General features: G+C 62.6%; 18 protein-coding genes. 9 read left to right on the forward strand and 9 right to left on the reverse strand.

Annotation, left to right across the window (positions count from 1 at the left end; translation table 11 throughout):
• Positions 1–357: 357 nt before the first annotated feature.
• A complete protein-coding gene (locus P9255_RS27320) occupies positions 358–741 on the reverse strand; it encodes a hypothetical protein (protein WP_404980359.1) in 384 nt (127 codons plus the stop codon).
• A 40-nt stretch (positions 742–781) separates the two neighbouring features.
• Here P9255_RS27320 and P9255_RS27325 point away from each other — a divergent pair, with 40 nt between their 5' ends.
• Positions 782–1126, forward strand: coding sequence for a hypothetical protein (locus P9255_RS27325; RefSeq protein WP_404980360.1), 345 nt, complete (start codon positions 782–784; stop codon positions 1124–1126).
• 654 nt (positions 1127–1780) lie between these two features.
• On the opposite strand, the gene wecB is transcribed toward P9255_RS27325, so the two are convergent.
• Positions 1781–2884 (reverse strand): non-hydrolyzing UDP-N-acetylglucosamine 2-epimerase, encoded by a 1104-nt coding sequence (gene wecB / locus P9255_RS15855; RefSeq protein WP_309764224.1) that lies wholly within the window; start codon positions 2882–2884, stop codon positions 1781–1783.
• A 355-nt stretch (positions 2885–3239) separates the two neighbouring features.
• On the opposite strand from wecB, the gene P9255_RS15860 reads away from it, so the two are divergent.
• The 4 genes from P9255_RS15860 (at position 3240) to P9255_RS15875 (ending at position 8165) form a co-directional block, all read left to right on the forward strand.
• Positions 3240–4661, forward strand: coding sequence for a UbiA family prenyltransferase (locus P9255_RS15860; protein WP_309764222.1), 1422 nt, complete (start codon positions 3240–3242; stop codon positions 4659–4661).
• Between the two features lie 3 nt (positions 4662–4664).
• Entirely contained in the window at positions 4665–5981 is a 1317-nt protein-coding gene (locus P9255_RS15865; RefSeq protein ID WP_309764221.1) for an FAD-binding oxidoreductase, read from the forward strand.
• Positions 5978–6718: an SDR family oxidoreductase gene (locus P9255_RS15870; RefSeq protein WP_309764220.1), complete on the forward strand. Its 741-nt coding sequence runs from the start codon at positions 5978–5980 to the stop codon at positions 6716–6718. Before P9255_RS15865 ends, P9255_RS15870 begins: the two co-directional genes overlap by 4 nt.
• Positions 6719–6863: 145 nt before the next feature.
• Positions 6864–8165, forward strand: a complete 1302-nt coding sequence (locus tag P9255_RS15875; protein ID WP_309764219.1) for a hypothetical protein — start codon at positions 6864–6866, stop codon at positions 8163–8165.
• 36 nt (positions 8166–8201) lie between these two features.
• On the opposite strand, the gene P9255_RS15880 is transcribed toward P9255_RS15875, so the two are convergent.
• Both P9255_RS15880 and P9255_RS15885 read right to left on the reverse strand, forming a co-directional pair.
• Positions 8202–8600: a GtrA family protein gene (locus P9255_RS15880; RefSeq protein ID WP_309764218.1), complete on the reverse strand. Its 399-nt coding sequence runs from the start codon at positions 8598–8600 to the stop codon at positions 8202–8204.
• A 63-nt stretch (positions 8601–8663) separates the two neighbouring features.
• Positions 8664–9758 (reverse strand): acyltransferase, encoded by a 1095-nt coding sequence (locus P9255_RS15885; RefSeq protein WP_309764217.1) that lies wholly within the window; start codon positions 9756–9758, stop codon positions 8664–8666.
• Positions 9759–10049: 291 nt separating this feature from the next.
• Between P9255_RS15885 and P9255_RS15890 the strand changes: the two genes are divergently transcribed.
• From P9255_RS15890 to P9255_RS15905, 4 genes are all read left to right on the forward strand, one after another.
• Complete coding sequence (locus P9255_RS15890) at positions 10050–11381, forward strand: hypothetical protein (RefSeq protein WP_309790016.1); 1332 nt, start codon at positions 10050–10052, stop codon at positions 11379–11381.
• 61 nt (positions 11382–11442) lie between these two features.
• A complete protein-coding gene (locus P9255_RS15895) occupies positions 11443–13695 on the forward strand; it encodes a hypothetical protein (protein ID WP_309790017.1) in 2253 nt (750 codons plus the stop codon).
• 30 nt (positions 13696–13725) lie between these two features.
• A complete protein-coding gene (locus P9255_RS15900; protein WP_309764213.1) occupies positions 13726–14676 on the forward strand; it encodes a glycosyltransferase family 2 protein in 951 nt (316 codons plus the stop codon).
• A gap of 1 nt (position 14677) precedes the next feature.
• Entirely contained in the window at positions 14678–15073 is a 396-nt protein-coding gene (locus P9255_RS15905; RefSeq protein ID WP_309764212.1) for a GtrA family protein, read from the forward strand.
• A gap of 215 nt (positions 15074–15288) precedes the next feature.
• Here P9255_RS15905 and P9255_RS15910 read toward each other — a convergent pair whose 3' ends face one another.
• The 5 genes from P9255_RS15910 to P9255_RS15930 all read right to left on the reverse strand — a co-directional run bounded on the left by P9255_RS15910 (position 15289) and on the right by P9255_RS15930 (position 26381).
• Complete coding sequence (locus P9255_RS15910; RefSeq protein WP_309790018.1) at positions 15289–19365, reverse strand: glycosyltransferase; 4077 nt, start codon at positions 19363–19365, stop codon at positions 15289–15291.
• Positions 19366–19444: 79 nt separating this feature from the next.
• Positions 19445–20941: an ABC transporter ATP-binding protein gene (locus P9255_RS15915; protein WP_404980361.1), complete on the reverse strand. Its 1497-nt coding sequence runs from the start codon at positions 20939–20941 to the stop codon at positions 19445–19447.
• Positions 20942–20993: 52 nt separating this feature from the next.
• Entirely contained in the window at positions 20994–23444 is a 2451-nt protein-coding gene (locus P9255_RS15920; RefSeq protein WP_309764209.1) for a glycosyltransferase, read from the reverse strand.
• A 69-nt stretch (positions 23445–23513) separates the two neighbouring features.
• Positions 23514–24302: an ABC transporter permease gene (locus P9255_RS15925; protein ID WP_309764208.1), complete on the reverse strand. Its 789-nt coding sequence runs from the start codon at positions 24300–24302 to the stop codon at positions 23514–23516.
• Between the two features lie 144 nt (positions 24303–24446).
• Entirely contained in the window at positions 24447–26381 is a 1935-nt protein-coding gene (locus P9255_RS15930; RefSeq protein WP_309765412.1) for a glycosyltransferase family 2 protein, read from the reverse strand.
• Positions 26382–26652 lie beyond the last annotated feature (271 nt).

Here is a 26652-nt window from a genome sequence, read left to right on the forward strand (position 1 = left end):
CTGCAATCGCTTCTGCGTCTAGAGCATGGCAGGGTGATCGAAATCGACCGGCGCGACGTGGGCTGATTGCCCGTATGGATCTGCACTTCAGGACGATAAGGGGCCGACGGTGAAGAGACTCATAGTGGATCTCGACCATACGATCACCACGGGTGCACCCGATGGCTATGCGCACGCGATACCCAATGACGCCGTGATCGACCAGCTACGCCCCTACAGGCGCGACGGCTTTACGATCGTCGTCTGCACCAGCCGCTCGATGCGCAAGTACGAAGGCAACATCGGCAAGATCAATGCAAACACGTTGCCGATCGCCGTTGAATGGCTTCGTCAACACGACGTGCCATTCGACGAAATCTATGTCGGCAAGCCGTGGTGCGGTACAACCCGCCAATGTATGCGAGCGCCTTCTTGCAGGACGCGCACGGACGGCACGTAGGCCACGCGAGCGACGTCGTGCGCGCGCAGGCTGAGGTCGTAGTTTTCGAAGTAGAGAAAATAGCGCGGGTCGAAACCGTTGAGCTTCTTGAGGACCTCGGTGCGGAAAAGCATGAAGCAGCCGCTGACGATAGGCGGGTCCCAGACGATTGCCTTGTCACCTATGACGTCGCGCATTTCGTATCGCGCTAGGCGGTTCTGGAACGGATTGCGCAGGCTTCGCGGCAGGAAGCCGCGGATGAAGAAATCGGCGAGCGCGGGATAGCGGCGGCAAAGGTATTGCTGGCTGCCGTCGTCTTCCACGATCTGCGGGGAAAGCAGGCCGACTTCGGGATGGGCGTCCATGAAGGCGATCGCTTGGGCGAGCGCGTCGCTGCCAGCTCGATGTCGGGTTCAGGATCAGATGGTAACGGCTCGATGTGCGTTCGATGGCCAGATTGTGGCCGCGGCCGTAGCCGACGTTGCCCTGGCCTTCGATGACGCTCGTTTGCAGGCGGGCGTTGCCGGTCAGGCTCGACCAGTCGATGGGTTCGTCGGTGCCGTTGTTGACGATGTAGAGCGGCGCGGCCTCGACGTCGTTCGCGACGCACCAGTGATCCATCGCTGTATCGAGCGTATGAAGCGTGCGTTCGAGAAGTTGACGGTGTGGCCGATAGACGACGACAGATACGCTGATGAATCCAGCTGAGCTTGCGTTGGCGTAATCAGAGTTCAACTGCATCCTTAGTGACCGAATTGGGACTTGCGGCGGCCTGCGATCGTACGACGGAACAGGCCACCCGTTCCAGCGTCGCCGATTCGACGGATTCCCTCGTGCTCCATGAAGCGCGCCGACGAGTCGGTTCCGTCTTGTGTCTCGTACAGACCGTTGATCGTTTCGGGCAACGTCTGATCGTGGGTGTCGTCATGGAAGCCGAAGGACGGCTCCGGTCCGCTTCGGCCAAACGCTCGCTATACCGGAGAATGACGTACCGGGCGTCCGAAACGGAGTGGCGTATCAAAGTTCCGTTCCCGGCCGGTCAGCGAGCGTACCGCATCTGCTTGGGTGCGCGCAGCAACAGGTCCGTGGTCATCGACGAGGTGACGTGTTAATCAACGACGCGACGGGCGAACGCATCGATCAGGAGAACGCAGGCGCATTCGAACTCCGGAGCTGATTCGCAGGTCAGCCTCGAATTGCCGATCGACCAATCCAGCGGGCGCGGCGCGCTCGCCTTCCGCGAGCCGCACCCGGCGGGTCTTGCAGTTTATCGGAACGTCCGGTCGGGCAGCGTGTCATCACCAGGCTTTCCCGGTCCATCTGCCTTCAGACCTTCGGCACGCCGCAGACCTTGACTGGCGCTTACACGCCGAAGTGAGCCTTCAGCACATCCACGATCCGCCCGGACGCGAGGCCATCGCCATACGGCGACACGCCGCGAGCCATGCGCTTGTACTCTTGCGGATCGTTCAGCAGCAGTTCCACGTTGCCGACGATGTCGTCGAAGTCCGTACCGACGAGCTTCACGACTTCATGCGTGACGGCCTCGGGACGCTCCGTTTCCCGGCGCATCACCAAAACCGGCTTGGCCAGCGCCGGCGCCTCTTCCTGCACGCCGCCCGAGTCGGTCAGGATCAGATATGCCTGCTTCATCGCCGCGACGAACGGAAGATAGTCGAGCGGTTCGCACAGCGTGATGCGCTCGTGCCCGCTGAGATGCCGGTAGGCGGCGTCGCGGACGTTGGGATTCGGATGCACCGGGTAAAGAATGTGGACGTCGGGATTGTTGTCGGCGACGTGCTTGACGGCGCGTAGGATATTTCCGAAAGCCTCGCCGAAGTTCTCGCGGCGATGCGAGGTCACGAGAATGAGCCGTCTGTCCCCGTGATAAGGGGACGCGTCGTCGCAACGCTCCGCGACTTCGAACAACGCATCGATGACGGTGTTGCCGGTCACGTAGATGGAGGAACCTTCGATGCCTTCCTTGAGCAGATTGTCCCTCGAGCTCTGCGTGGGCGCGAAGTGCCAGCGCGAGAGGCGGCTCGCCACTACCCGGTTCATCTCCTCCGGGAACGGATTGGAGAGATCACCGGTTCGCAGGCCCGCTTCCACGTGTCCGAACGGAATGCGCCGGTAGAAGCAAGCGAGGGCGGCGGTAAGCACGGTTGTCGTGTCGCCTTGCGCAAGCAGCACATCCGGCTTCTCGGCCTCCAGCACTTCGTCCAGACGCGTGATGAGCCGCGATGTCAAAGTCGGCAGCGACTGGTTCGGCTGCATAATATCGAGGTCGATGTCCGCCTCGATCTCGAACAAGCGGAGCACCTGGTCGAGCATGCCGCGATGCTGCGCCGTCGCGAGTACACGGCACTCTGCCCACTCTTCCTGTTGAAGCCGTTTGATGAGCGGCGCCATCTTGACCGCTTCCGGACGGGTGCCAACCGTGACGATGATTTTGCGTCTATCCACGACGATTCCTTTCTTCGCGGCCGTTATGTTTGTACGTAAAGCTCATAATGTAGGATTACCCTCGCCGCGCGACGGCACTTCGCGGGGACTGCTTGAAATTTGTTGCCGCGAGCCGGACATTATAACCTCGCCGCTCCCGGGAACTAAAGGACTCCCCATCTTCACGAGCGCGTATGACGCGCTTCTCGCCCGATCAACGGGGGCTTGCACGATGCCTTCACGGTGCGCAAGCGGCAATCTGGCGAAAAAGACACGAATTGTGTTAGATTTCGCCGCTAGAGGGCGTATCCGACACATTTGCGGAACGACGCCTTGCCATCGGCGCAGGCTGACCATCAACCGTTCCGAATGACGCATGAGCAAGCCGATCGTTGTCGATCTCGACGGCACACTAATTCACTCTGATATTCTGGTAGAAAGCGGGCTCGCCTTCGTGCGTAAATTCCCGCAGCAATTCTATAAGCCCCTGCAATGGCTCTCCAGCGGCGGAAAACCCGCGTTGAAGGCACGGCTCGCCGAGCATGTATCGATCGACGTGTCGACCTTGCCTTACAACGCCGAAGTCGTTCGCTGGCTCAAGGAAATGCGCGCCGCCGGCCGCTCCATAGCACTTGCCACCGCGAGCCACGAGTCCTTCGCCCATTGCATCGCGGAGCATCTCGGCATTTTCGACCGCGTGTTCGCGACGGACGAGCACACGAACCTCTCGTCGCACAGGAAGCGCGACCGGCTCGTTGCGGAGTACGGCGTGCGCGGCTTCGATTACGTCGGCAATTCGCATGACGATATCGCCGTATGGGAGGCCGCGGACCGGGCTTACGTCGTCAATCCGCATGCGGGCGTCGTGCGCGCGGCCAGCCGCAATAACAATGTCGAACGCACTTTTGAAGGCTCGCCGCCTTCGCTCAGGGTGTGGGCCAAGGCGCTGCGTCTGCATCAGTGGCTGAAGAACCTGCTGATCTTCGTGCCGCTGCTTGCCGGGCATCACCTCGACGCGCCACGGTTGATCGCGCTGGCCGTGACTGGCTTTCTCGCGTTCGGGCTATGCGCGTCCAGCGTCTACCTGCTCAACGATCTTCTCGATCTTCAGGACGACCGCCACCATCCGGTGAAGCGCAAGCGTCCGCTCGCGGCCGGCACGTTGCCCCTGCTTCTCGGGGCGACCGTCTGCCCGGTGCTGCTCGCCGCCTCCTTCACGATCGCGCTGGTCTTCCTGCCGTGGCGCTTCGTTGCAGTTCTCGTGGCGTACTACGTGCTGACACTCGCCTACTCGCTGTTTCTGAAGCGGCGCGTGATGGTCGATGTCGTCGTGCTCGCGGCGCTCTATACCACGCGCATCATCGCGGGGGCGGCCGCGGCGGGCGTGCGCCTGACGTTCTGGCTGCTGGCGTTCTCGATGTTCTTCTTCCTGAGTCTCGCGCTCGTCAAGCGCTACACGGAGTTGTGTCTCACGGCGCAGTCGGGACGGGAAAAGACACGTGGACGCGGCTATCTGTCGAGCGACCTCTCGGTCGTATCGTCGCTCGGCACGTCGTCCGGTTACATCTCCGTGCTCGTCCTCGCGCTGTATATCCAGGACGAGCGCACCGCTGCGCTGTATCGCCATCCCGAGTTAATCTGGCTCACCTGCCCGTTGATGCTCTACTGGATCAGCCGCACGTGGATCATCGCGCATCGGGGGGTCATGCACGACGATCCCATCGTGTTCGCGGCGCGCGATCGCACGAGTTTGCTGATCGCCGCGTTGTGCGGCTTCGTGTTCTGGCTCGCGACGTAACCAATGGCCCAACTTCTGTCGTGGGGCCGTTATCCGCGCCAGCCGCAAGAGCCGCACGCCGCTTACTGGCGCGATGCGGCGCCCGCGCAATGGCGCGACGTGCAGCGCGCTCACGGAACGACGCTCGCATTCGGCAACGGCCGCAGTTACGGCGATAGCTGTCTCGCCTCTTCCGGGCATGTGTTTCAGACGCTCGCGCTCGACCGGCTGATCGCCGCCGACTGGACGCGCGGCATCCTGCGCGCCGAGCCGGGCATCACCTTCGAACAGATCCTCGCGCTCGCCGTGCCGCGCGGCTGGATGCTGCCCGTCACGCCGGGCACGAAATACGTCACGCTCGGCGGCGCCATCGCCAACGACGTGCACGGCAAGAATCATCACGTGCGCGGCACGTTCGGGCGTCACGTGCGCGCGTTCGGCCTCGCGCGCAGCGACGGCACGCTGATGGAATGTTCGCGAGAATCGAACCCGGAGATGTTCAGCGCGACCATCGGCGGGCTCGGGCTGACCGGGCTCATCCTGTGGGCCGAATTCACGCTGATGCCGATCCGCACGAGTCTCATCGACGTGACGAGCATCCGCTTCGGCAAGCTCGACGAGTTCTTCGATCTCTCCGAGGAATACGACGCGAAACATGAATACTGCGTCGCGTGGGTGGATTGCGCGAGTCGCGGGCCATCGCTCGGGCGCGGCATCTTCATGGCGGGCGATCACGCGATCCACGGCTCGCTCGATGTCGAGTTGCGCGAGAAGCATACGGTGCCGTTCACGCCGCCGGTGTCGCTCATCAACGGTCTCACGCTTCGCGCGTTCAATGAACTGTATTACCGCAGGCAGCGCAAGCCGGTCGAGATTTCGCGCGTCGGCTATGACGGCTATTTCTATCCGCTCGACAGCCTGCTCGAATGGAACCGCATCTATGGGCCGTCGGGATTTCAGCAGTACCAGTGCGTGGTGCCGGCCGCCGACGCGCCCGACGTAATACGCGCAATGCTCGACCGCATTTCATCGAGCGGCGCCGGCTCGTTCCTCGCGGTGCTCAAACGCTGCGGCAGCGTTGCCTCGCCCGGCCTGTTGTCCTTTCCGATGGAAGGCACCTCGCTCGCGCTGGACTTTCCACAACACGAAGTTCGCCACTCGCAGCTATTCGCCGCGCTCGACGCCGTCGTGCACGAAGCCGGTGGCCGCATCTATCCGGCCAAGGACTCGCACATGTCGGCCGCCGATTTCCGCGCAGCCTACCCTCAATGGCAGCAACTCGAATCGCTTCGCGATCCGGCCATGCTGTCGCATTTCTGGAAGCGAATGATCGGCACATGAAGAACATCGTCATCATAGGCGCCACGTCCGCCATTGCCATCGCCTGCGCCCGCGAATGGGCCACCAACGGCGCGCGCTTCTTTCTCGTCGCGCGCAATCATGAACGCATGGAGCAGGTCGCGGCCGATCTCACCGCGCGCGGCGCGGCTGCGGCGAGCATGCATCGGCTGGATATCGACAGGCTCGAAGATCATGCCACGATGCTCGCGGCCTGCGCGGCGCAGATAGATTCCATCGATATCGTGCTGGTCGCGTCCGGCACGCTGCCGGATCAGGCCGCGTGCCAGAACGATCCGGCCGTCGCGGTGCGCGAGTTCTACACCAACGCGCTCTCGCTGATCGCGCTGCTCACGCCGATTGCGAACCAGCTGGAGGCGCAGCGGCACGGCACGCTCGCGGTGATCTCATCGGTGGCGGGCGACCGCGGGCGGCCGTCGAATTATCTGTACGGCAGCGCCAAGGCCGCGCTGCAGGCGTTTCTCGAAGGCCTGCGCGCGCGGCTTTTCAAGGCCGGCGTGCATGTCGTCGACATCAAGCCGGGCTTCGTCAGCACGCCGATGACTCAGGGCCTGCCGCTGCCCGGCCCGCTCGTCGCGACGCCGGAGAAGGTGGCGAAGGACATCGTGCGTGCGGTCGAGAGAAAGAAGGACGTGCTTTATACGCCGTGGTTCTGGTGGGGCATCATGCTTATTATCCGCAACGTACCGCGGTTTCTGTTCAAGCGGGCGTCGCTTTGAGAGCGCGAGGGAAACAGGTGGCGGTACGCGTTCGCGCCCTCCTGCACGCGGGATCGCCGGATCTTCACGCGTTGCGAGAGCGCCGCCGTGACGTATCTTCTCCGCCGAGAAGCGCAAGATCCCGTTCGTGCCGAGCGCGTCATTCATGGCGGACCCGACACCCATGCCGGTGAAAGCGATGGAAAAATTCTCGGATGAAAACCGTAGCGCGGCGACGAGCGAGAGCGAACGCACGCCTCACTCGCTTGCGTACGACGTCGTGCTGACGTTCGTCATTGCCGTCGTTGTGCTGCTCTTCAGAATGCCGGAGAGGCTGCAGCAAGGCTATCTTTGGGCCGAAGACGCCACCGTGTTCATCGGCCAGGCATACAAGCTCGGAGCACATTCCATTCTGATGCCGTACGCGGGATACCTTCACGTCGTCCCGCGACTGATCGTCTTTGCCTACCGCACCTTCTCCCGAGATCCGCTGGCAATCGCAGTCGTTCTCGCGTGGTCGTGCGCGGTCGTCACGGCACTCGTCTGCAGCTATCTTTACGTCATAGCCAATCGATATGTCCCGCGCCTCGCCGCATTCGTGATCGCGTTAGCGCCGGTTCTATTGCCGCACACCGGAGAAAGCTGGCTGAATCTCACGAATCTGCAGTGGACGCTGGGACCATTACTGATGGCTATGTTGCTGGACACGCTGGGACGTGAGCGTAACGACTATCTGCCTGCGCGATGCGCCATCTTCATTGTTCTGTCTCTCACCGGACCTTTCAGCGCCATCCTCGTTCCTCTCTCGGCCGTTGGCGCCATCGTGGCGTTCCGACGCACGGACGGCCTCCGACGCGTCGCGCCGTTCGTGCTCGTACTTCTGGCGGGACTCGCACAACTGGCGATCTATGCATTTGCGAACGACCGCCACCCGCGGCATCCGTTCGCGGAATACATTCACTACGCGTGGATGGAGGCGCTTCTCGCGAACTTCGTGATGGAGCTTTTCTTCATCCCGCAAGTTCTTCCTAAAACGAGTCATCCCATGATGTACGCGGCCCTGGTTACCACAGTTCTGGTCCTGGCCTGCGTGCTGTCACCCGCGCGACGTTGGCGTGCGGTCAATATCGTCTTGCTGGGCACGGCCGTGGTCCTCTGGATGCTCGGCGTAGTGAGAAACGACGCCCCCACGGTCCCGGTGCAATGGTTTTACGATGGCGTCGCCAGATACACGTTCATGCCTTTCGTGCTGGGTATCTGGGCCCTTGCAATCGCCGCCGCGAAGGCTCCGTCGAGGCGATCGCGTTATGCGGCAGTCGCGCTTCTCGTGCTGCTGTTCGCTAACGGCGCGACGCGCTTCCGAGCGCCTTCGATGCCCTCGCAGATAACGCTTCAACCCAACGGCACGTATCTCATCCAGGCAGCCCCCGGTGGACCCTGGCATACGACGGTGACGCCTGCCCGCTGATCGCGCCTTCCGCCGCGTGTGCAGACGCGCGTCGCTTCAGGCGAAAGTTCGGAAGACGTAGCGCTCGTCGAGGCGGTACTTGATGACATAGCCGATGGCGAGTCCGATGCAGGCACCCACATAGCGCATCGCGGCCGTGCCGAAGATGTGGTTGAAAGCGAACTCCACGCCCCAGAAGATCGCGGTCGTGACGAGCCCCATTGTCACGTAGAGCGTGAACATGGTCGCGTCGTGACGCGCGTTCTCCGCCTTGAAGCGGAAGATCCACTTCTTGTCGAGCACGTATTTGACGACGAGGCCGACGCCCGTGCCCATGAACACCGACAACACGATGTGCCCCGGGCCGCTGTAGAGGCGCGCGGTGAGATCCTGCGCGCCGATGTTGGCGGCTGTGGCGATGGCGGCGAACAACGTGTAAAGCAACGCTACCTGCATTTCTAGTCCGGTTGATGATGCAAAGGTGATCGCGCCACAGTCACTGCGCGCGCTCGAAGAAAATCACGGTGCTCGTCCAGAGATTGTTCGAGAAAGCACGGCGCGAGAGAAACGTCTGCTGGATGAAACGGCGAAGCGCTCGACCGGCGAAAACAACCACGCAAGCGCAAGGCAGAGCGGAACGACGACCGCGGTCGTGACAACGATGGCTTTCACTTCATCGTCGCGCAGATGCAGCCATAGCATCGCGCCGACCGTACAAATAACCGGTATGTGCGTGAGATACAGCGGAAACGATATTGCACCCATGAATCGCGAGACGCGTGTGGACAACCATTCGGCTAGCCGCTCGCTCGTGCAAAACGCCATGACCAGGGCTGCCCCTAAAACGGAAAGGGCTGTTGTGTGTGCGTAGAGGTAGCGATGGAAAGTCGCCACATATGCAACGCAAACCACGATTGCCATGCCGCCGAACACGGACCATTTCGTCATGCGGACGCGGATCATGAACGGGCTGTCATGCATCTCCGCCATGGCGACGCCCGCAATGAATGCCGAAAAAGGACTTTGCACAACCGAGAAGGCGAGCCACAGAGCCGCGAACAGAGGCCATCTGAGTCGCGAGGTCCCGAGCAACGCGAGCAATGCGAATACGATGAAGCTGCCCGCCATTTCGACGCTCATCGTCCACAGCACGGGATTGTAGCTAAGCGCGGGAACGTAATCGAAGTACACGCCGAAAGCCGCGAATTCGAACACGCCCCGCAGCGACTCCTGGAATTGGAACGACTTCGCCGGCCAATTGGTTCGGCCCAGTAGCTGCGCCGCATGCGGTGCGTTATTCAGGTTCGCCGACATCATCAGGTAAGTCAGGAAGCAGGACACGAGAACGGGAATGCTCAACCTGAGATAGCGCCGCACCGCGAGCGTCAACAGCACGCGCCTATCCCCTGTTCGCACATAGCCGATGGCGAGTGAGAATCCGGAGACGACGAAGAATACATAGACGGCGAGCGCACCGTCGGTCGGAAAGATGATCCACTTCGGCTGCTTCGCCTCGGGGATCAGGAACGCAGGCAGCAGATGGTAGAAAACGACCACCAACGCGGCCCATCCGCGCAGGCCGTCAAGAGAATCGATTCGCCCTTTCGTTTGCATGTCTGTATGGTGGCGGTCTCGCGCGTTTTGAAGGAAACTCACGCCATCGTACATTCCCTTGGGCGCTTGCTAAACTAATCACTGTGACAGAAGCGCCCGCACCTTGTCCAGCGCGCTCAATAGAGCGTGACGCGGAGCGTGCAAACGGGCGAATGGTCGCATTGATTCTGGATGACGCCGCGAAACAAACGCTCGGGCACGCGCCACTGCGGAAGGAGATAGGAGTTGGGATACACGTCACTGTTCGACAGATTCAGAAAATCGCTTTGCTATGCAAGTGCCGGCATTTGCGTGCTAGTCCTCGCGGCTTACGTCACCATCATCAGCCGCTCTTACTTCTTTCAAGACGACTTCGAATTCTGGCCGCACTACTCGACGCTCAACCTGTCCGAACTGTTCGACCCAGCGGTCAACTTCGGTCGGCCCGTCACGCGGGACCTCTATTTCTTTTTGACATCACATCTGCTGGGCTGGGACAGCAGCAACTATTTCTACCTCAACCTCGTGGTGATCGCCGGCGTCTGCGTGCTGATCTACCGCACGCTGCGCGAATTCGACCTCGATCCGTGGATAGCCGCGGTTGCCGCCATGATCTACTTCTACATGCCGGCGACCGTGCCGCATGCGTCGTGGATTTCGAATTCGCAACACACCATTGCCCACCTGTTCTCGTTCTGGTTCATCTTCTCGACCGTACGCGGAATCAACGCGGGCAATCCCCGTATCGTGCGCGCCGTGCTGATCTATGTCCTGGCGATGTTTTCGAACGTATCGTCCCTCTTCGCGCTGGTCTTCGTCGGTATTCACGTCGCTCTGCGTCATTGCCGTGCACCCGTGAAGCGCTTCGTCCCGCTCGTCACGGTCATCGTCCTGTTGATCGCGTGCACGCTTGCGTGGTCACTCGCCATCTCGCACAGCGCGAACGTTCACTACAAACTCGACCTGTCACTGAGTCACTCCATTGCGCGCGCGCGCTTTTATGACGGCCTCCTGCGCGAAGGAATGATCGGCTCCTGGTATCGGCTATTGTTCGCCGCGATTCTGGCGTTGACGCTCGCCAACGTGAGACGGAACTACATGCTCACTCTTCCGCTCGCCGGTGGTTTCGCCACTGCCTTCGGCATGCTCTTCTTTCTCGGCGCGCAGCGCACGCTCGGCTATCTGGCGATCCCTTATCTCATGCTGGCGCTCATGCTGTTCAGCAACTTCGCCGCGCCCGTCTTTCTCGCCCGGGAACGAAGAACCTGGGTGCTGTCGGCGCTGACCGTGTGTCTCATGTTTTATTCTCTGGAGAACGGCGCGCCGACGCGTGACAACTTCATGCTGTCTCCGTACGGAGCGGGCATTCGCGATGCCCAACAGGCGATCAAGAACGTCCCCATCAACAAGGACACGACGTTCTGCTTCGCCCCGGACAGGCCGTCGGACAACGCCAGCATCGCGCCGTTCTGGACCTTCCTCGGACATGGCAACGCATTCTGGCTCGTCGACTATGGCGACAACCATAAACGTCGATTCTTCTATTACACCGACCGCGAATGCTCCGCTTCCGACGTGGTGCGCGTGACCATCGGTCAGCGAAGCTCGACGCTCACCGTCACCGGGATCACGATGCCAAAGTAGCCCCGCTCGCCTGTCGGAATGCTAGGATCGCCTGCCCCGAAACATCCCGACTGCGTCAACCATGCCCAGCACCAACATCGACGAATCCGCCGACCGTCTCAAATACACATTGCTATGCGTCGGCGTGCTGGTGCTCGCCCCCGTTCTCGTGCGCGCGCCGCAGCTATTCGACCTGCTTCTCGCCGATCCGACGCTGCTCTACGCCGGCCTCGCAGACGGCCTGCGCGCAGGCCCGCTCGGCGGCTTCCCGCCGTTTCCCACCATCGACCCGAACATCGCGTTCACGAGCCACGCGCTGGGTCACCGCGCCGCGCTCGATGTCCTGAGCGGGCACATTCCGTGGTGGAATCATTTCGAGGGCGTGGGCACGCCGCTCGTCGGGGAGATGCAGGCTGCAGCGCTCTTTCCGCTGACCTGGCTGCTGGTGCTGAAAAGCGGCCAGTTGTACATGCATATCGCGCTGCAAGTCATCTCGGGCGTCGCCACGTGGCAACTGCTGCGCAGGATCGGCTGTTCGAAGCTCGCGGCCGTCGCCGCCGCGCTCGCCTTCGAATTCAACGGCACGTTCGCGTGGCTCGCGAACGCGGTCATCAATCCGATTCCCTTCCTACCCCTCACGCTGCTCGGCATCGAGATCCTGCGTGAGCGCGTCGCGCGCGCGAAAGCCGGTGGCCACGCATTCCTGACGATCGGCCTCGCCGCCTCGCTCTACGCCGGTTTTCCCGAGGTCGCCTATCTGAATGGCCTGCTGATCCTCGCCTGGACGCTGGTGCGAACCGCTGCCCTGCCCTACGCGGAGCGCTGGCTCTTTCTGCGGCGCGTGGTGATCGGCGGAATCGCCGCGCTCGCGATCAGCGCGCCCGTTCTCGTTCCCTTCTTCGATTTTCTGCCGCTCGCCAACACGGGCGGACACGAAGGCACCGGGTTCGAGTCCGTTCATCTGAGCCCCGGCTTCCTCGTCGGCCTGCTCGCGCCCTATGCGTTCGGCGCGATCTTTCAGCTTTCCGAACATGCGGGTTTCTGGGGCGCCGTCGGCGGCTACGCCGGTTGCGCACTGGTCGCGCTCGCGCTCGCCGGGGCTGCGGGCCGAACCTTTCGCGGCTTGCGAATCATGCTCGTGGTCTGGGTGCTGGTGACCATCGGCATCTCGTACGGCTTTCCGGGTTCGGGGCTGATCGTGAAGATCGTCCCGGGATTGAAGCTCGCGGCTTACTTTCGCTATCTTCCGCCGTCGTGGGAGTTCAGCCTGTGCGTGCTCGCCGCGTTCGCGCTCACTGATCTTTCCCGCGACGGAGCATCGCGCGCGCTCAGAATCGCCGTCGCGCTCGTCGCCCTCGCGGTCATCGCCGCGATCTGGACGACGCATCGGCATGGCTTGAGTCTTCATGGCCGGCTCGCGCTCGGCAATGCGATCTTCCTCGCCGTCGTTTTGCTGGCGATGGCCGCGCTCGCGTGGCGCTCCCGCTCCGGCGAGACCCGGCGCCGCGCGCTTGCCGCGCTGCTCGTGCTGGAGGCCGTCGTCTGCTTCGCGATTCCGACGCTCAGCACGCCGTCGCGCGGCGCCGTCGCGCTCGACGGCGTGCATTACCTTCAAGCAAACCTCGGCTTTCAGCGATTCGTGACGCTGGGGCCTGTGCAGCCGAACTACGGCGCGTATTTCGGCATCGCTTCGATCAATCACAACGACCTGCCCATTCCGCGCATCTGGACCGACTACGTCGAGCGCCATCTCGACAGCAATGCGCCGCCCATTCTCTTCACCGGCAGCAGCCGTCAGGATTCTGCGGGGCCATCGGCCGCCGATCAGTTGATCGCCAATCTCGATGCCTACCGGCGCGTCGGCGTCCGCTATGTGCTCGCGCCGAAGGAATCGCCCGGTCAGCCAGCGTTCGCGTCGCTCGCGCACTACGTCGATGAAACGCCGCAACCGGCGTTGCGAGAGGTCTTCAGCGACAAGGTCATGCGCGTCTTCGAACTCGCGAATCCCGCGCCTTATTTCAGCGCGCCGGGATGCACTCTGGTCGCCGACACACGCAACAGCGTCGAAGCCGACTGCACCGCCGCCTCGTCCGTGACGCGCCTCGAACTCTTCATGCGAGGCTGGCGCGCGACCGTGAACGGCGAAGCAACGCCGATCGCGCAGACCGGCGAGATATTCCAGCGCATCGCACTGCCGGCCGGACGCTCGACCATCCGCTTCGAATTCGCGCCGCCGTTCATCGGCTGGGCGTGGGCCGCGTTCGTGATCGGCTGGATTCTGTTCGCAATCGCGTTCACTTCTTTCGCGGCGCGCAGTCACCGGCAGCCGCAATAATCGCGTGTGCGGTATGCAATAATCCCGCGAATGGACATAGGCGAAAAACATTTCCCGCGCATCGCGGTCGTCATTCCTTGCTATAACGAGCAAGCCGCCATCGCGACCGTGGTACGTGACTTCAGGCAGAGCCTTCCGACGGCCGAGATCTACGCATTCGACAACAATTCGTCGGACCACACCGCTCGCGTGGCGCGTGAGGCGGGCGCGGAAGTGATCGCGGTGCCGCTTCAGGGGAAGGGCAACGTGGTGCGCAGAATGTTCGCCGATGTCGAAGCCGACGTTTATGTCATGGTCGACGGCGACGCGACCTATGACGCGTTCGCCGCGCCCGCGCTCGTCGAACTGCTGGTCGAGAAACACCTCGACATGGTCGTGGGCTCGCGTCTGAGCGATGAAGAAACCGCCTATCGGCTGGGCCATCGCTTTGGCAACGTCCTGCTCACGCGCTGTGCCGCCACCATTTTCGGCAAGACCTTTCGCGACATGCTTTCGGGTTATCGCGTTTTCTCGCGCCGCTACGCGAAAAGTTTCCCGGCTCACTCCGCAGGCTTCGAAATCGAAACCGAACTGGCGGTTCACGCGCTGAGCCTGAGAATGCCGGTGGCTGAACGGGAAACCAGTTACAAGTCGCGTCTGGAGGGCTCGGAAAGCAAGCTCAATACGTACCGCGACGGCTTCCGGATTTTGATGACCATCCTCAAGCTGTTCAAGACCGAGAAGCCGCTCGCCTTCTTCTCGACTGGCTTTTTCTTGTGCGCGTTGCTCTCCGTCGGCATGGCCATTCCGGTGTTCGAAACTTTCTTCGAAACGGGCCTGGTCCCGCGCGTGCCCACGGTGATTCTCAGCAGCGGTCTCATGATCTTCGGCGCCATTCTGCTGACTTGCGGGATCGTTCTGGACACGGTCACGCGCGGGCGCAACGAGGCCAAGCATTTCGCCTATCTGTCGGTGCCCGCCGTGGGCCGGCAGCCGCGCTGAGATGCGTCAGTTCATCCGCTTTGCGATAGCCGGGGCAATCGGCTTTCTGGTCGATTCCGGCGCGCTGTACGCGATGCTCGCGCTCGGCACGGGACCATATATCGGCCGGCTGATCTCGTTTCTTTGCGCGGCGTTCGTGACATGGCGGATCAATCGCCGCTTTACGTTCACGACGGGGCACCGGCATTCAGCGTGGCGCGAATGGTACGAATACCTGCTCGCGATGATGTTCGGCGGCGTGTGCAACTACGGCGCCTATGTGCTCGCGATGAAGATGCTGCCGCATTCAGGAACGGGACCGCTTGTCGCGGTCGCGATCGGTTCTGTCGCCGGCATGTTCGTCAACTTCGCGAGCGCGAGACTGTGGGTGTATCGGCCGGGCAAGAGCCGCTCGTAATCGGGCGGTTGCGCTCACCGGTCGGGCAAGCGCGCAGCACCGGAACGACCTGCTGGCCTGCGGTTCCCTCGCCGAACGGGTTTTCTCGCGCCGACATCGCCCGGTAGGCGCGCTCGTCATCGAGCAGGCGCGAGACCTCGGGGACAAAGGGCTCCGCCTGCATACCTGTCATCTTGTGTGCGCCGCTATCGACGTGTTGCGCGAAACAGTCCGCCTCAGACGTTCGACAGATAGCGGCTCTGGCGCTGCGGCCGGTACGACGCGTAACGTATCGGAGTCGCCGACTTGCGGTACAGCAAGGCCTTGAAGACTTCCGCGTGCCGTTCGTAGGCCTGCGCCGGCGTCATCGACGTGTATGACCGCTGCAACGCGTCGCGCGCGGTGCGCAGCGGCCGGTCCGCATGCGCGAGAAGCGCCGCGGCCAGTTGATCGCGCACGGCGTGCAACGTGTCCTCATTGGCGATCGCCGCGTAGAACTGCGGACCGTCGAGGCTCGCCCAGTCGGTGCGATAGGCGTCGATCACCGTGCTGGCTTCATCGACGAGTTGCTCGCGCGCTCCGCCGACGTTCGTCGCGATGACCGGCGCATGGCGCTGCACCGCTTCGGAGATCGCGAGGCTCCAGCCCTCGGTGAACGACGGCATGACAACCGCCCGCGCGAGATCGACGAAGCGATGCACGTCGGACCGGTAGCCGGGCATCAGCACCGCATCCTGCAAGCCGTGTCGCTCGATCTTCTCGCGCAGGCGCTGCGCGTAGCTCGCGTCGGCGTGCTTGCCGAGTATGACGAGGCGAATGTCCGGACGCGCGGCATGCGCGATGGCGAACGCCTCGATCAGCAAGCCCTGTCCCTTCACCGGATTGATCGACGCGACATTGACGAACACCGGGCTGTCTTGCGGCACGCCGAGTTCGGCGCGGAGTTCGGGGTCGCGCTCGGGCGTCGCGAGCGGCACCCGGCCCGCGGAGTCACAGCCGTTCGGAATCACGAGCATGCGTTCGGCCGCAAGGCGCAGGTTCGAGTCCGCGAACATGGCGACGTTGGCCGACACGCAGACGTAGCAGTCGGTGATCTGGTCGGCCTGACGCCACTTCTGCTTGTTCGGCTCGTCGAGCCACTGGTACATGTTGTGGACGGTCTGCACGAACGGAATGCCGAGCGACGCGCAAACTTCCGCGAGCGTCAGCGAATAATGCGCATTGACGAGCGCCACTTCGTGCTCTTTCAAGAGCCGGCGCAGCGCCTTGGGATGCGACGGCAGCCTCACGTAAGCAAAGCGGCGCGCTTTCAGTTCGGCTTCCGCTTCGGGCGCGATGTCGCCGGTCACGCCGAGCATCGGCCGGAATCCGGCGGCAGCGAGCGTGTCGAGCAGATCGAACACCACGCGCTCCAGACCGCCGACCATGAAACTGTCCACCTGCAGCAGCACCACCGGAGCGCCCTGCAAGTCGCTCGCGAATACGGGCACGCGGAGCGCTTCGCCACCGGCGGCGCTGGCGAAGCGGCGGGCCACGTCGAGCGCGGCGCCGTCGGCTCGCGCGACCAACGGATGCAACAGCGCAAGTCGTTCGTACACGCGCGGGCCGAGCGCAATGCAGAGATCGACCTTGTCATAGACCTCGTTGCGCAGCGCATAAGCGTCGTCGGTGTCGTCGAAGAGCGCGACGACGAGTCGTGTTTCATCGCGCGGCGACGTTTTCAGTTCCGGCGCGGACACGATCACGAGACGCGCGTCGGCGTCGCTCGCCGCGAGCCGCTCGGCCGCTTGCACGCCCAGTTGCCGCGCCGCGCGGTCCGTGCATCGCCACGGATGCGCGCCGAGTCCGGACGAGGCCAGCCACGGCGCGACAATGTCGTCGATCGAGACCGGCGCGCCTGGCGTGCGCCGGGCTCCGGGAGCGATCGCGGGCAGCCCTTCTTCCGCCGCTGCGGCGTGCCTTCCCGCAACGCGGTTGAGCCTGCGCTTTATCGCATTCCAGGTTCTGCTCAAGGTAAGTCCTCTCGGTTGCTCGTGCGCCAGATGGCTGACGACAGTATTGGCGCCGGTTTTTTCCCGAGTGAGCGCCGCCTGCTGCTCGCTCAGGGTCTCCACCATCTCCGTGAGTCTTATCCGCTCTTGTTCTTTCTGCGCGACCGCCTGATCGAGCCGCGCGCGGTCACTGTTAATTTCGCCGACGAGCGCCTCGAGTCTCTGCCGATTCTCGTTCAGTTCGCCGATCACGCCTTCGAGCCGTTGACGTTCGGCGATGCTTTCCGCGATCGTCGCTTCGAGCCGCAGGCGCTCGGCTTCGCGCCGGCTCACCTCCGCTTCGAGGCGAACCGCGTTATTCGCGAGCACCGCGTGTCCGGCCGTCAGCAGGTTCACCCTCGTGTTTCTCTCGTCGAGAATGCGCTCGTAGTAGCCGCGATGCTCGTGCCATACGAATCCGGGACGCGAATCGGCGTCGTCGAGATGGTTCAGCAGATAGGCACAGCGCGCACCGGCTTCGGCAAGTTGCGATACTTCGGGCAAGCCGAAACTGAGCGGCTTCTCGATGTTGCCGAGAATATTGAGCCAGTCGCCCGACAAAAGACGGCGCACCGTCTCAACGCCCTGCTTGAGCCGCTCGCGGGCGGCTTGCCGGTCGCCCCGGACGAGCGCGAAGGTGGCAGCCAGATCCAGCGCCCCTACGACTTTCGTGCCGAGCAGCGGGCTGAAGGGCATCGGGTTCATTGCCGCGCAGCGGAGCGCCCAGTCTTCGGCAGCCGCGAGATCGCCGAGCCGCTGCGCGAGCCGCGCGGCGACGAAGCTCAACGATACCTTCCATCGCAACTGATGCGCCGATCCGCCGGCTGCCGCGACGTACTCGCGAATGTCGGTGAGACAAGCGCGCATCTCCTGCTCCGACCTCGCATGGCCGAGCACGCGGTACGCGTGGCCGCACAGCGCCGCGCCGAAATCCGCGCTGCCGCGAGGCGAGCTTGCCATGACCTGTGCATTCAGCGCGTCGAGCGACTCGTTGTTCGTGAGGCGCATGCCGATCGCGATCATGCTCTTGAACAGCCACGGGTTCTCCATGGCCCGGTTATCGGCGAGCACGTGGAAATCCGGCGCGTCGACGGTTGCGAACGTCGTTTCGACGTAGTCCGACGCGCGGCCGGCGAGCGGGTCGCGCATTGCGATGACGATGAGCGTGCCGTCGATATTCGCGGGCTCGTCGAAGCCCGCCTCGGTCCATGTACGACCCGGATCGCCGCCCCGCAACGCCGACGACACGAACGCGCGCTCCGCGAGCAAGCCCTCCGCCTGCGGCCCGCACACGCGATGCAGCCAGGCGCGCGGCGACGCGCCGCCTTCCTGTTCCAGGGCCTCGGCTTGCGCACGCGATACGCCGAATATCACGCGTCCGCCCGGACGAACGCGCGCTATCTCGCCATGCAACACATCAGCGGGAAAGGCTGTTGCATCGAGCGCCATCAGGACATCGACCGACGCAGCGCAATCAGGCCGGGAAGCGGCGTCTGCGAAGAAGGACACGTGTTCGTTGACGCCATAGCGGGAGCGCGCGTATGCGAGGCTCGCCTCGCCCGGCTCCAATCCGACGACAGCGCGCGCGGCGCTGTTTTGCGCGACGACACGCGCTCCGCTGCCCACGCTCGAATCTAGCACAAGCACGATATCGCCGATACGGACGAATGCGCATGCCTCGACGGTATCGCCGAAAGCGGTCGGCCACGCGGAGTTCGCCTGCGCGAGAATGTCCTGCGGCGGCGCGATTTCCTGTTCGTCCACGACGCCCGAGGGCATGCGCTCGAAGAACACGGACGCGCGATTGCTCGCCGGTGGCAACGGCTGCGACCACCACGCCGCTTTTGTGCGCGCATGCCGGCGATACGCAATACGGTTGACGTCACCGGCGGCCTTGTGCGCCGGGCCGAGCATTGCGATTTGCCGGAAAGGCTGCGCGAGCAGGCGTGTCGCCGCAAGATCGCGCGCGTCGCTTTCTTCGCTGCCTTCGCTCGCCTCGGAATGCGCGACAGCGGATCGGGCGACGATCAGTGCATCGAACTGGTCGGCCGACACACCTTCCGGCAATGCGCCGGCATCATTCGCGCGAAGCACACGGCCGGGCGGGAACTGCGGTGCTGCATCGCGCGCTTCGTCTTCGTCGAGTGCGAGGCCGTATGCATCGCAGCCGGCGTCCAGCAGCGCACGCAGCGCCCCGGGCAATCCGTCGCCCACATACAGGACCCGGCAATGCCCGAAACAGATCAGGCATTGACGGAGAAAGGCCAGTAACTCTTCAGACATACGTTCGCTTCACGTTCTGCAACGCGGAAGTAGAGATGTGTCCGGACCTCCGCGCGGCCCGGACCGTTCATGGGCGCGCTCAGGCGCGCGATGCCTCGGCGCCGGGCTTAGCACTGCTGCTGCCCGCATTCGATTGCAGTTCGGCACGCATATGCAGGTCGCACACGCCGCCGAAAAAATGGGTGTCCACGCGCGCGCGGACCATGAAGAACGCGGCTTCGTCGATCCAGTGCAGGATGGCTTGATCGGAGAAGTTCATCGATTGCTGATGGATCAGGGAGGCCTGCACTTCGTAGAAATTCTCGCCGAGCGCGCAGCCGTCCATGGTGAACACGACGGTGTGCTCCTCGCCCGCGCGAAACTTCCGGTTCCAGAAAATGAAGCCGTCGCGCCCTGCCGCCAACATTTCGGCGTCCTGGTTGAACGTACCCCATGAGTACATCTTGATGCCTTCCTTGTTCCGAATGCGCAGGTTGACGTACAGCTTGTCCATGTCCTCGCGAATCTGGAACCTGACCATCACCTTGATCGTGTCGCCGGTATAGAAAGTCGACGACGATTCGCCTTTCTCGTCGAGCACGGTGACGTCCGTGATCATCGCTTCGAGCGTGCCGAATTCGAACTTGTTCTGTTCGTGCGGTTCGTCCATCACCTTTTCGGCGGCCGTGCTGATCGCCGATGCAGCCGACGCAGCCGATGCAGCCGATGCAGCCGACGCGGCATCGGCGGACTGCGTCCCGGCAAGCGCCGGAACCGGGGCAGGCTGCGTCGCTTCGGCGGCGGCTTTTGCCTTCGTCGCCGCCTTGTGCTCGTCGATCTCGCTCTGCTTCGCGCGGTTCTCCTCGTCGTGAAGCAGCTTGCGATAGGCGAGCACGACTTCCGACGAAGGACCGACGACCGCGAGCCTGCCTTTGTCGAGCAGAATGGCGCGATCGGTGAAGGTTCTGACCGATTCGATATCGTGCGACACGAACAGAATGGCAACGCCGCGGTCGCGCAGTTCGCGAATCCGCTGGTAGCAGCGCTTCTGGAACAGCGCGTCGCCGACGGCGAGCGCCTCGTCCACGATCAGCACGTCGGGATTCAACTGAACCTGCACGGCGAACGCGACGCGGACCATCATGCCGCTGGAATAGTGCTTCACCGGCTGATCGAAGAACTCGCCGATCGCCGCGAACCGGATGATCTCGGGCATCGCGGCATCCATTTCCGCGCGCGTCAGACCGAGGATGGACCCGTTCAAATAGGCGTTCTCGCGTCCCGTGAATTCGGGATTGAAGCCGCTGCCCAGTTCGAGCAGCGCCGCGACCCGGCCATGCACGGACACGTCGCCCTGCGTCGGTTGAAGCACGCCGGCGATGAGTTGCAAGAGCGTCGATTTGCCCGCGCCGTTGCGCCCGACGATGCCGACCGCCTCGCCCTTCTTCACGTCGAACGAAATATCCCGCAACGGCCAGAACTCGCCGAAGAACTGCTTGCGGCCGCGAAACAGCATCTGCAGCAGACGATGCTGGGGCTTCGCGTACAGTTCGTAGCGCTTGCTCAGATTGCGAACATGAATAGCTAGATCGTCCAAAGCCACTCTCTCTTGAAACTCCTGCCCCGATTGATGTTCTCGCTCACGACTCTCAGGCGAACGCGGCCGTGAGCTGCTGCTCGCCGCTCGCTTTTTGCTCGACGAGCCGCTCGCAGATGCTCATGTTGTGACGCGCCATGTCCATTCTTTCCCGCTCACCGGGGAATTTCCCGGCGGCGAAATCCGAAGCGGTCACATAACGCATGCCGTACGTGTTGAAGTCGCCGATGTTCGGTGTATCGACGATGGGCACGATGCCGAACGCAAGATACTCGATCAGCTTCGTCGGACACGACACGTTGTTCACGACCATGTCGTCGCGCAGAATGAAGCCGAAGTGGCACTGCTGATAGATGCCGTTCAGCTCGGCGCGCGTCGCGCTCGACACATGAAAGTTGGGGTGATGCACGATCTCGGCCGCGGCTGCGCTGCGCATCTGCTCGACGTCCGGCGTGTAGATCCACCAGTCCGCCAGATCGATGCCTTCGCGCACGACGTTCATCATTGCCGGCAGGTTCTGCCATTTCTGCGTGCCCCCGGCATAGATCACCGTCGGCTTGCCGTCCCGGTAGGCGCGCGAAGCATGGCTGCCCTCGTCGACCGCGAAGATCGGCAGGACGATGACGTTGGCCTTCAGAAGATCGCGATACTTGTGCGACAGATAGTTGCCCATCGCTTGCGAAACGACGATCACGTTCGACGCGCGCTCGACTGCGCAGCGCTCGCAATCATCGTGGATGCGCGCCGAGTAAAAGTCGTTGTGCATGCGGAACTCTTCGGGCACGACGCCGTGGACGTCGAGCACCCATTTGATTCCCGGCACGCGCCGCAGCGCACGTCCGAGCGCGTTGGGCATGCGCAGCACGCTATGGAAATAGACCCGCTTGAAGCGCCACGCAAGCAGGCATGCAGCGAGCCGCTGCACGCGGGATTCATCAGCGATATTGAGCACCCAGGCGCTGCGTCCCGCGCGTTCGATGAAAGGCTTGGGGCCGGCAGCGGCCTCGCGCACGTCGCAATACACGCGGCGGCGCGACGGGAACAGCGAATCGATTGCCTTGACGCGCTGGAAATAGCCGTCGCGCTCCCGCGCCTTCGTCGGATACGGCGCCACGAACATGATGCCGTTGCCACCGAAGAACAGATCCGCAAACTCCAGCCATCGCGCGATACGGCTCACCCGGGAACTCGGGAACCGGGCCGCGCGGGCCACTCTCGCCGTGAGGCGGTTCATGAGTCCGTCCGATGCTTTCGGCTCGAGCGTCGGCATGGCGTCGAGTTGCGCGAGCAGCGCCTTGGTCTCGGAGACGAGCGCATCGACCTCGCGCTCGAGACTCTCGAAGCGCGTCTTCAAACGCTGAACCACGTCCGGCGTGGCGACTTCGTTCTGGTCGGCGAGGAATTGCCGCACCTCCGACGAAATCGATTCGATCACCGGAATGAGCGAGCGCGGCGTTGCCTCCTCGTCTTCGTACTGACCGAACACGATCGAGCGCAGATCGCGCTTTTCAACCGAACGGCGCGTCTTGATTTCGTGCAGAAGATGCGTGCGATAGGCTTCGAGCCCATCGACGAGCTTGCTTAGCTGCTGCGCGTAGAGCCGATGCGTTTCAACGTGCAGCGGCGGATGCGCCGGCTGGGCGATGGCGAAAAGCGAGTCCTGTTTCCACGCGGTCACGGACAGGTAAGTGCGATCCTGCCACGCGCGGCCATACTTCTCTTCGAAGCGGCGTCGGTTTTCGGCCGCGAAGCCTTGTGCTTCGAGCGCGTCGAGCTTGCCGAACGACGCGGAGCCCCAGTGATGCAGGTACACATCTCGCGCGACATGCATCTTGAAGCCGTGCTCGAGCGTGCGAAGGCAATAGTCGTCGTCCTCATAGGCGCCCGGGAAGAACCGGGTGTCCAGCAGCCCGAGTTTTTCAATGACGCGCCGCGTGAACAGAACGCAATAGTAGCTCAGGAAATCGCTTTCGACGACGTCGCCGAGCCACGCCTCGCGCCGTTCTTTGGCAAAGCGGTCGAGCGCGGGCAGGTCGAGCGCGGCGCTTCCCGCGCCCAGGTTGTTGCGGTCGCCGAGATGGTAGCCGACGGGAATACCCTGCTCGTTGTTCGACGCATTGGTGAGCGGGCCGATCGCGTCCTTGTCGTCTTCGATCAGATAGTCGAGCCAGTGATCCGTCACGATCACGTCGCTGTTGAGCAGACAGATGTGCGTGATGTCCTTATCGGCGAGAAAGTGCTCGATGCCGATGTTGTTGCCGCCGGAAAAGCCCAGGTTCTTTTCCTGCTGGAAATAGACCCCGGAAAGCCCGCGGCTCACGGCCTGATCGAACACCCGCCGGGAAGCCTCGCGTTGCGCGGGGGCCGAAGCGTTGTCGATGACCGCGACGTCGAACGCCGTATCGCTTGCAGTACCGAGAAGGCTGTCGAGCGCCAGCGCGAACACCTCTGCCGAGTTGTACGTGACGATGACGATGCCTGCTTTTACTCTCGTTGTGTTCATTGTGATTAACCGACTGCGCGCTTTGTGTTGTCCCGCCGGCATTTGTCCGCGCCGGTTCTGGCTTCTCGATCAGAGAACGTCAGGAAAGCCCTTCTTCGATTTGTCGAAGAACCAGTAGCAGACTCGCAGGAATGCGAGCGAAGCCACAATCTGAATCAGATAGCCCGTCCAGTCAGGCCACGTGCCGAAGAAGAATACATGCCGCACATTCTCGAGAATTGGCGTGAACGGATTCCAGCTCACGAGTGCGCGAAGCGCCTCGGGCACCATATCGATCGGGTAAAAGATCGGGCTCAGATACATGAGCGCCATGGTTATGGGCGGCACCGCGAGCTTGATGTCGGGCAGATACACGCCGAGCGACGCGAAAAGATAACTCACGCCGAGCACTGCAAACATGAACGGCAGCAGCACGATTGGCAGCGCAAGCGCCGAGACTGGCGGAAGACCGACGAAGACAAGATGAAACAAAAGCAGCAGGCCATAGCCGATCGACGCATTCACGAGCGCCGACAGCGTGATCGCCATGGGCAGGATCTCGAGCGGAAACACGACCTTCTTGATGAAATTCGGGTTCTCGCGCATCAACACCGGCGCGCGCAAGAAGCATTCGGAAAAGAAGGTATATGTAATGAGCCCGGCGAAGAGAATCAGCGCCGACTCCTTGCTGCCCGACGTGCCGGACGACCAGCGCGCCTTGAACACCACGCTAAAAACGAAGAAATAGACGATGAGCGTAAGGATCGGCGTCACGAGCATCCAGATCGACCCGAGCGCCGAGCCGCGAAACTTGGTTGCAAGATCGCGGCGCACGAAATCCCATAACAGCGCTCGGTGCCGCCAGACTGAAAGTTGCATCGAGAGTTTCCTGCAGGAGACCTTCCCGGAGCACGCGAATCGCAAGAAAACATCTTGCCAATGACCGCGCGCCCAGCGGTTCGGTTTAGAAATTAACTGGACATTTTAACATGCGCATAGCCCGTCTCCGGACCGCGCAGATCGTCACTCGAACTGTCCGACGCGCGGCGGAGACGCCAGCGTGAAGGGCAAGACCTTGGTGCTGAGCGAAAGATTCGGGTTGTACGCCGGATCATTTTCCAGCCACCCGTCCCACTCTCTTTCCATCCAGCGAACTTCTCCCAGGAAGCGCTGATACTTGTCCGCATCCATGTCGGAACCGCGTGTCGCCGACTCGTGATGGTAGAGCTCCGCGTGCGGCGTCCAGACGTTGCGATAGCCCGCCTTGAGAAGACGCAGGCAGAAATCCACATCGTTGAACGCGACCGCCAGTTCTTCATTCAGGCCGCCGACTTCTTCATAGACGGATTTCCTGACGACGAGACAGGCTGCCGTGACCGCCGACAGATTCTGCATGGCCACCGCGCGGCCGAAGTAACCGAACAGACCGCGCTTCATCATGTGATGCATGTGCCCGGCAACCCCGCCAAGACCGATCAGCACGCCGCCATGCTGAAGCATGTCGTTCGGGTACCACAGGCACGCACCCACGGCGCCGACGCCGGGCTGTGCGGCGATGCTGACCATCTCGTTCAGCCAGTCGGGCGAGATCACCTCGATGTCGTTGTTCAGCAGGCACACGAACTCGCCCTTCGCCTCGCGTACGGCGCGATTGTTGAGCGCCGAGAAGTTGAAGGGCGCGTCGTCGCGAATCACGCGAATGCCCTTTGTGCTGGCGATCTCGTCGAAATAAGCGAGCGTCTCCGGCTTCACGCTGCCGTTATCGACCACGATGATCTCGTATTCGCGATAGAGCGTCTTGGCGAGCACGCTGTCGATGCACTGCTTGGTGAGCGCCAGCCCGTCGCGCGTGGGAATGACGATAGAGACGAGCGGACGCTGCGCGAGTCCATAACGTACGCGCAAGATGCCGAGCGATTCGTATGGCTGATCGACGAATGCATCGATCCCGCTGCGCGTCAGATGATCTTCGACGGCCCGCTTGGCGGCCATAAGCGCGTAGGGCTTCTCGGAGCCGCTACCCGCCGTGCTGCCCGGCACGATGCGCCAGTGATAGAGCACGTGCGGAATATGGACGACCTGATCGTGACCCGCGATCTCGATGCAGCGCAGCGCCAGGTCGTAGTCCTGGCTGCCTTCGTAGCCCTTGCGAAAGCCGCCTGCCTCGCGTACGAGCGCCGTCTCGAAGACGCCCAGATGCGAGAACATGTTCTGCGTCAGGAACATTTGCGGGTTCCAGTCGCTCTTGAAATACGGCGTCGTGCGCTTGCCCGCCTCGTTCAGCTTGTCTTCGTCACTGTAGAGCATGCGGCTCGCGGGATAGCGACCGATATACACCGCGACCATGTAAAGCGCATGCGGAGGAATGACGTCGTCGTGGTCCAGCAGGACGACGAATTCGCCCGTCGCCAGTTCGAGCGCGCTGTTGCTCGCCGCTGAGATATGACCATTGGTGTCGCGGAACACGAGCTTGATCCGGCTGTCCTGCGCCGCTGCCTCGCTCAACACTTCGCGCACGCGCGGATCGGTGGAGGCATCGTCTGCGATGCAGAGTTCCCAGTCGGGATAGATCTGTTCCCGCACCGACGCGATCATCTCGCGCAGAAACGGCTCGCTGCTGTTGTAAGTGGGAACCACGATCGAGAATGTCGGGCGGCGCGGAAGTCTTTCGATGTCCTGCAACACCTGCTGGCGCTTCTCCGGCGTGATCGAATCGTAGCGTTCGATCCACTCGTGATAAACCTCGTCACGGGGCGGTCCATCGGCGAATCCCGCTCCGCTCTGAAGGCGGCGCAGGCGAGCCATGATTCCGGGCATGCCTTCGCGCTTGAGAACGGACAAGTAGTACTGCGCCGCCGGCACGACGCCGCCGCGCGACTGAACCTGTCGCGACATCGTGGCCGACGCCAGGCGGACTGCGTTGCCAGCGCTCACTGTCGAGCGCAATGGCGCGGTCATTCTCCATGAGGTGGAACCGCGCAATGCCGCGAGTTCCGTTTCGAGCTGCAATACGCGATTCCGCAGCGACGACAGTTCCCTTGCGTCCGCCCGCGTATTCTTCAGTTCCTTCTCGAGCACGGCACAACGCTCTTGCCAGTCGAACGAAGACGGTTCGCCGCCCGCGCGGACCGGCTCGCGCTCCGCGTCGTGTCGAACTGTCGTCTTGAAATCGTGTTGCATCTTGGTACTTGCCTCTGGCAGTTTGGAGGGCCGGCGTTTCGGGGGCGAT

Origin of the sequence: Caballeronia sp. LZ019 (genome assembly GCF_031450825.1) — a bacterium.
GTDB lineage: Bacteria > Pseudomonadota > Gammaproteobacteria > Burkholderiales > Burkholderiaceae > Caballeronia.

What these genes read in the sequence shown, in the direction of transcription:
- P9255_RS27325 (WP_404980360.1), top strand. Translation starts at nt 782, where the DNA reads ATGAAGGCGATCGCTTGGGCGAGCGCGTCGCTGCCAGCTCGATGTCGG.
- P9255_RS15860 (WP_309764222.1), top strand. Translation starts at nt 3,240, where the DNA reads ATGAGCAAGCCGATCGTTGTCGATCTCGACGGCACACTAATTCACTCT.
- P9255_RS15865 (WP_309764221.1), top strand. Translation starts at nt 4,665, where the DNA reads ATGGCCCAACTTCTGTCGTGGGGCCGTTATCCGCGCCAGCCGCAAGAG.
- P9255_RS15870 (WP_309764220.1), top strand. Translation starts at nt 5,978, where the DNA reads ATGAAGAACATCGTCATCATAGGCGCCACGTCCGCCATTGCCATCGCC.
- P9255_RS15875 (WP_309764219.1), top strand. Translation starts at nt 6,864, where the DNA reads ATGGCGGACCCGACACCCATGCCGGTGAAAGCGATGGAAAAATTCTCG.
- P9255_RS15880 (WP_309764218.1), bottom strand. Translation starts at nt 8,600, where the DNA reads ATGCAGGTAGCGTTGCTTTACACGTTGTTCGCCGCCATCGCCACAGCC.
- P9255_RS15885 (WP_309764217.1), bottom strand. Translation starts at nt 9,758, where the DNA reads ATGCAAACGAAAGGGCGAATCGATTCTCTTGACGGCCTGCGCGGATGG.
- P9255_RS15895 (WP_309790017.1), top strand. Translation starts at nt 11,443, where the DNA reads ATGCCCAGCACCAACATCGACGAATCCGCCGACCGTCTCAAATACACA.
- P9255_RS15900 (WP_309764213.1), top strand. Translation starts at nt 13,726, where the DNA reads ATGGACATAGGCGAAAAACATTTCCCGCGCATCGCGGTCGTCATTCCT.
- P9255_RS15905 (WP_309764212.1), top strand. Translation starts at nt 14,678, where the DNA reads ATGCGTCAGTTCATCCGCTTTGCGATAGCCGGGGCAATCGGCTTTCTG.
- P9255_RS15910 (WP_309790018.1), bottom strand. Translation starts at nt 19,365, where the DNA reads ATGTCTGAAGAGTTACTGGCCTTTCTCCGTCAATGCCTGATCTGTTTC.
- P9255_RS15920 (WP_309764209.1), bottom strand. Translation starts at nt 23,444, where the DNA reads ATGAACACAACGAGAGTAAAAGCAGGCATCGTCATCGTCACGTACAAC.
- P9255_RS15925 (WP_309764208.1), bottom strand. Translation starts at nt 24,302, where the DNA reads ATGCAACTTTCAGTCTGGCGGCACCGAGCGCTGTTATGGGATTTCGTG.
- P9255_RS15930 (WP_309765412.1), bottom strand. Translation starts at nt 26,381, where the DNA reads ATGACCGCGCCATTGCGCTCGACAGTGAGCGCTGGCAACGCAGTCCGC.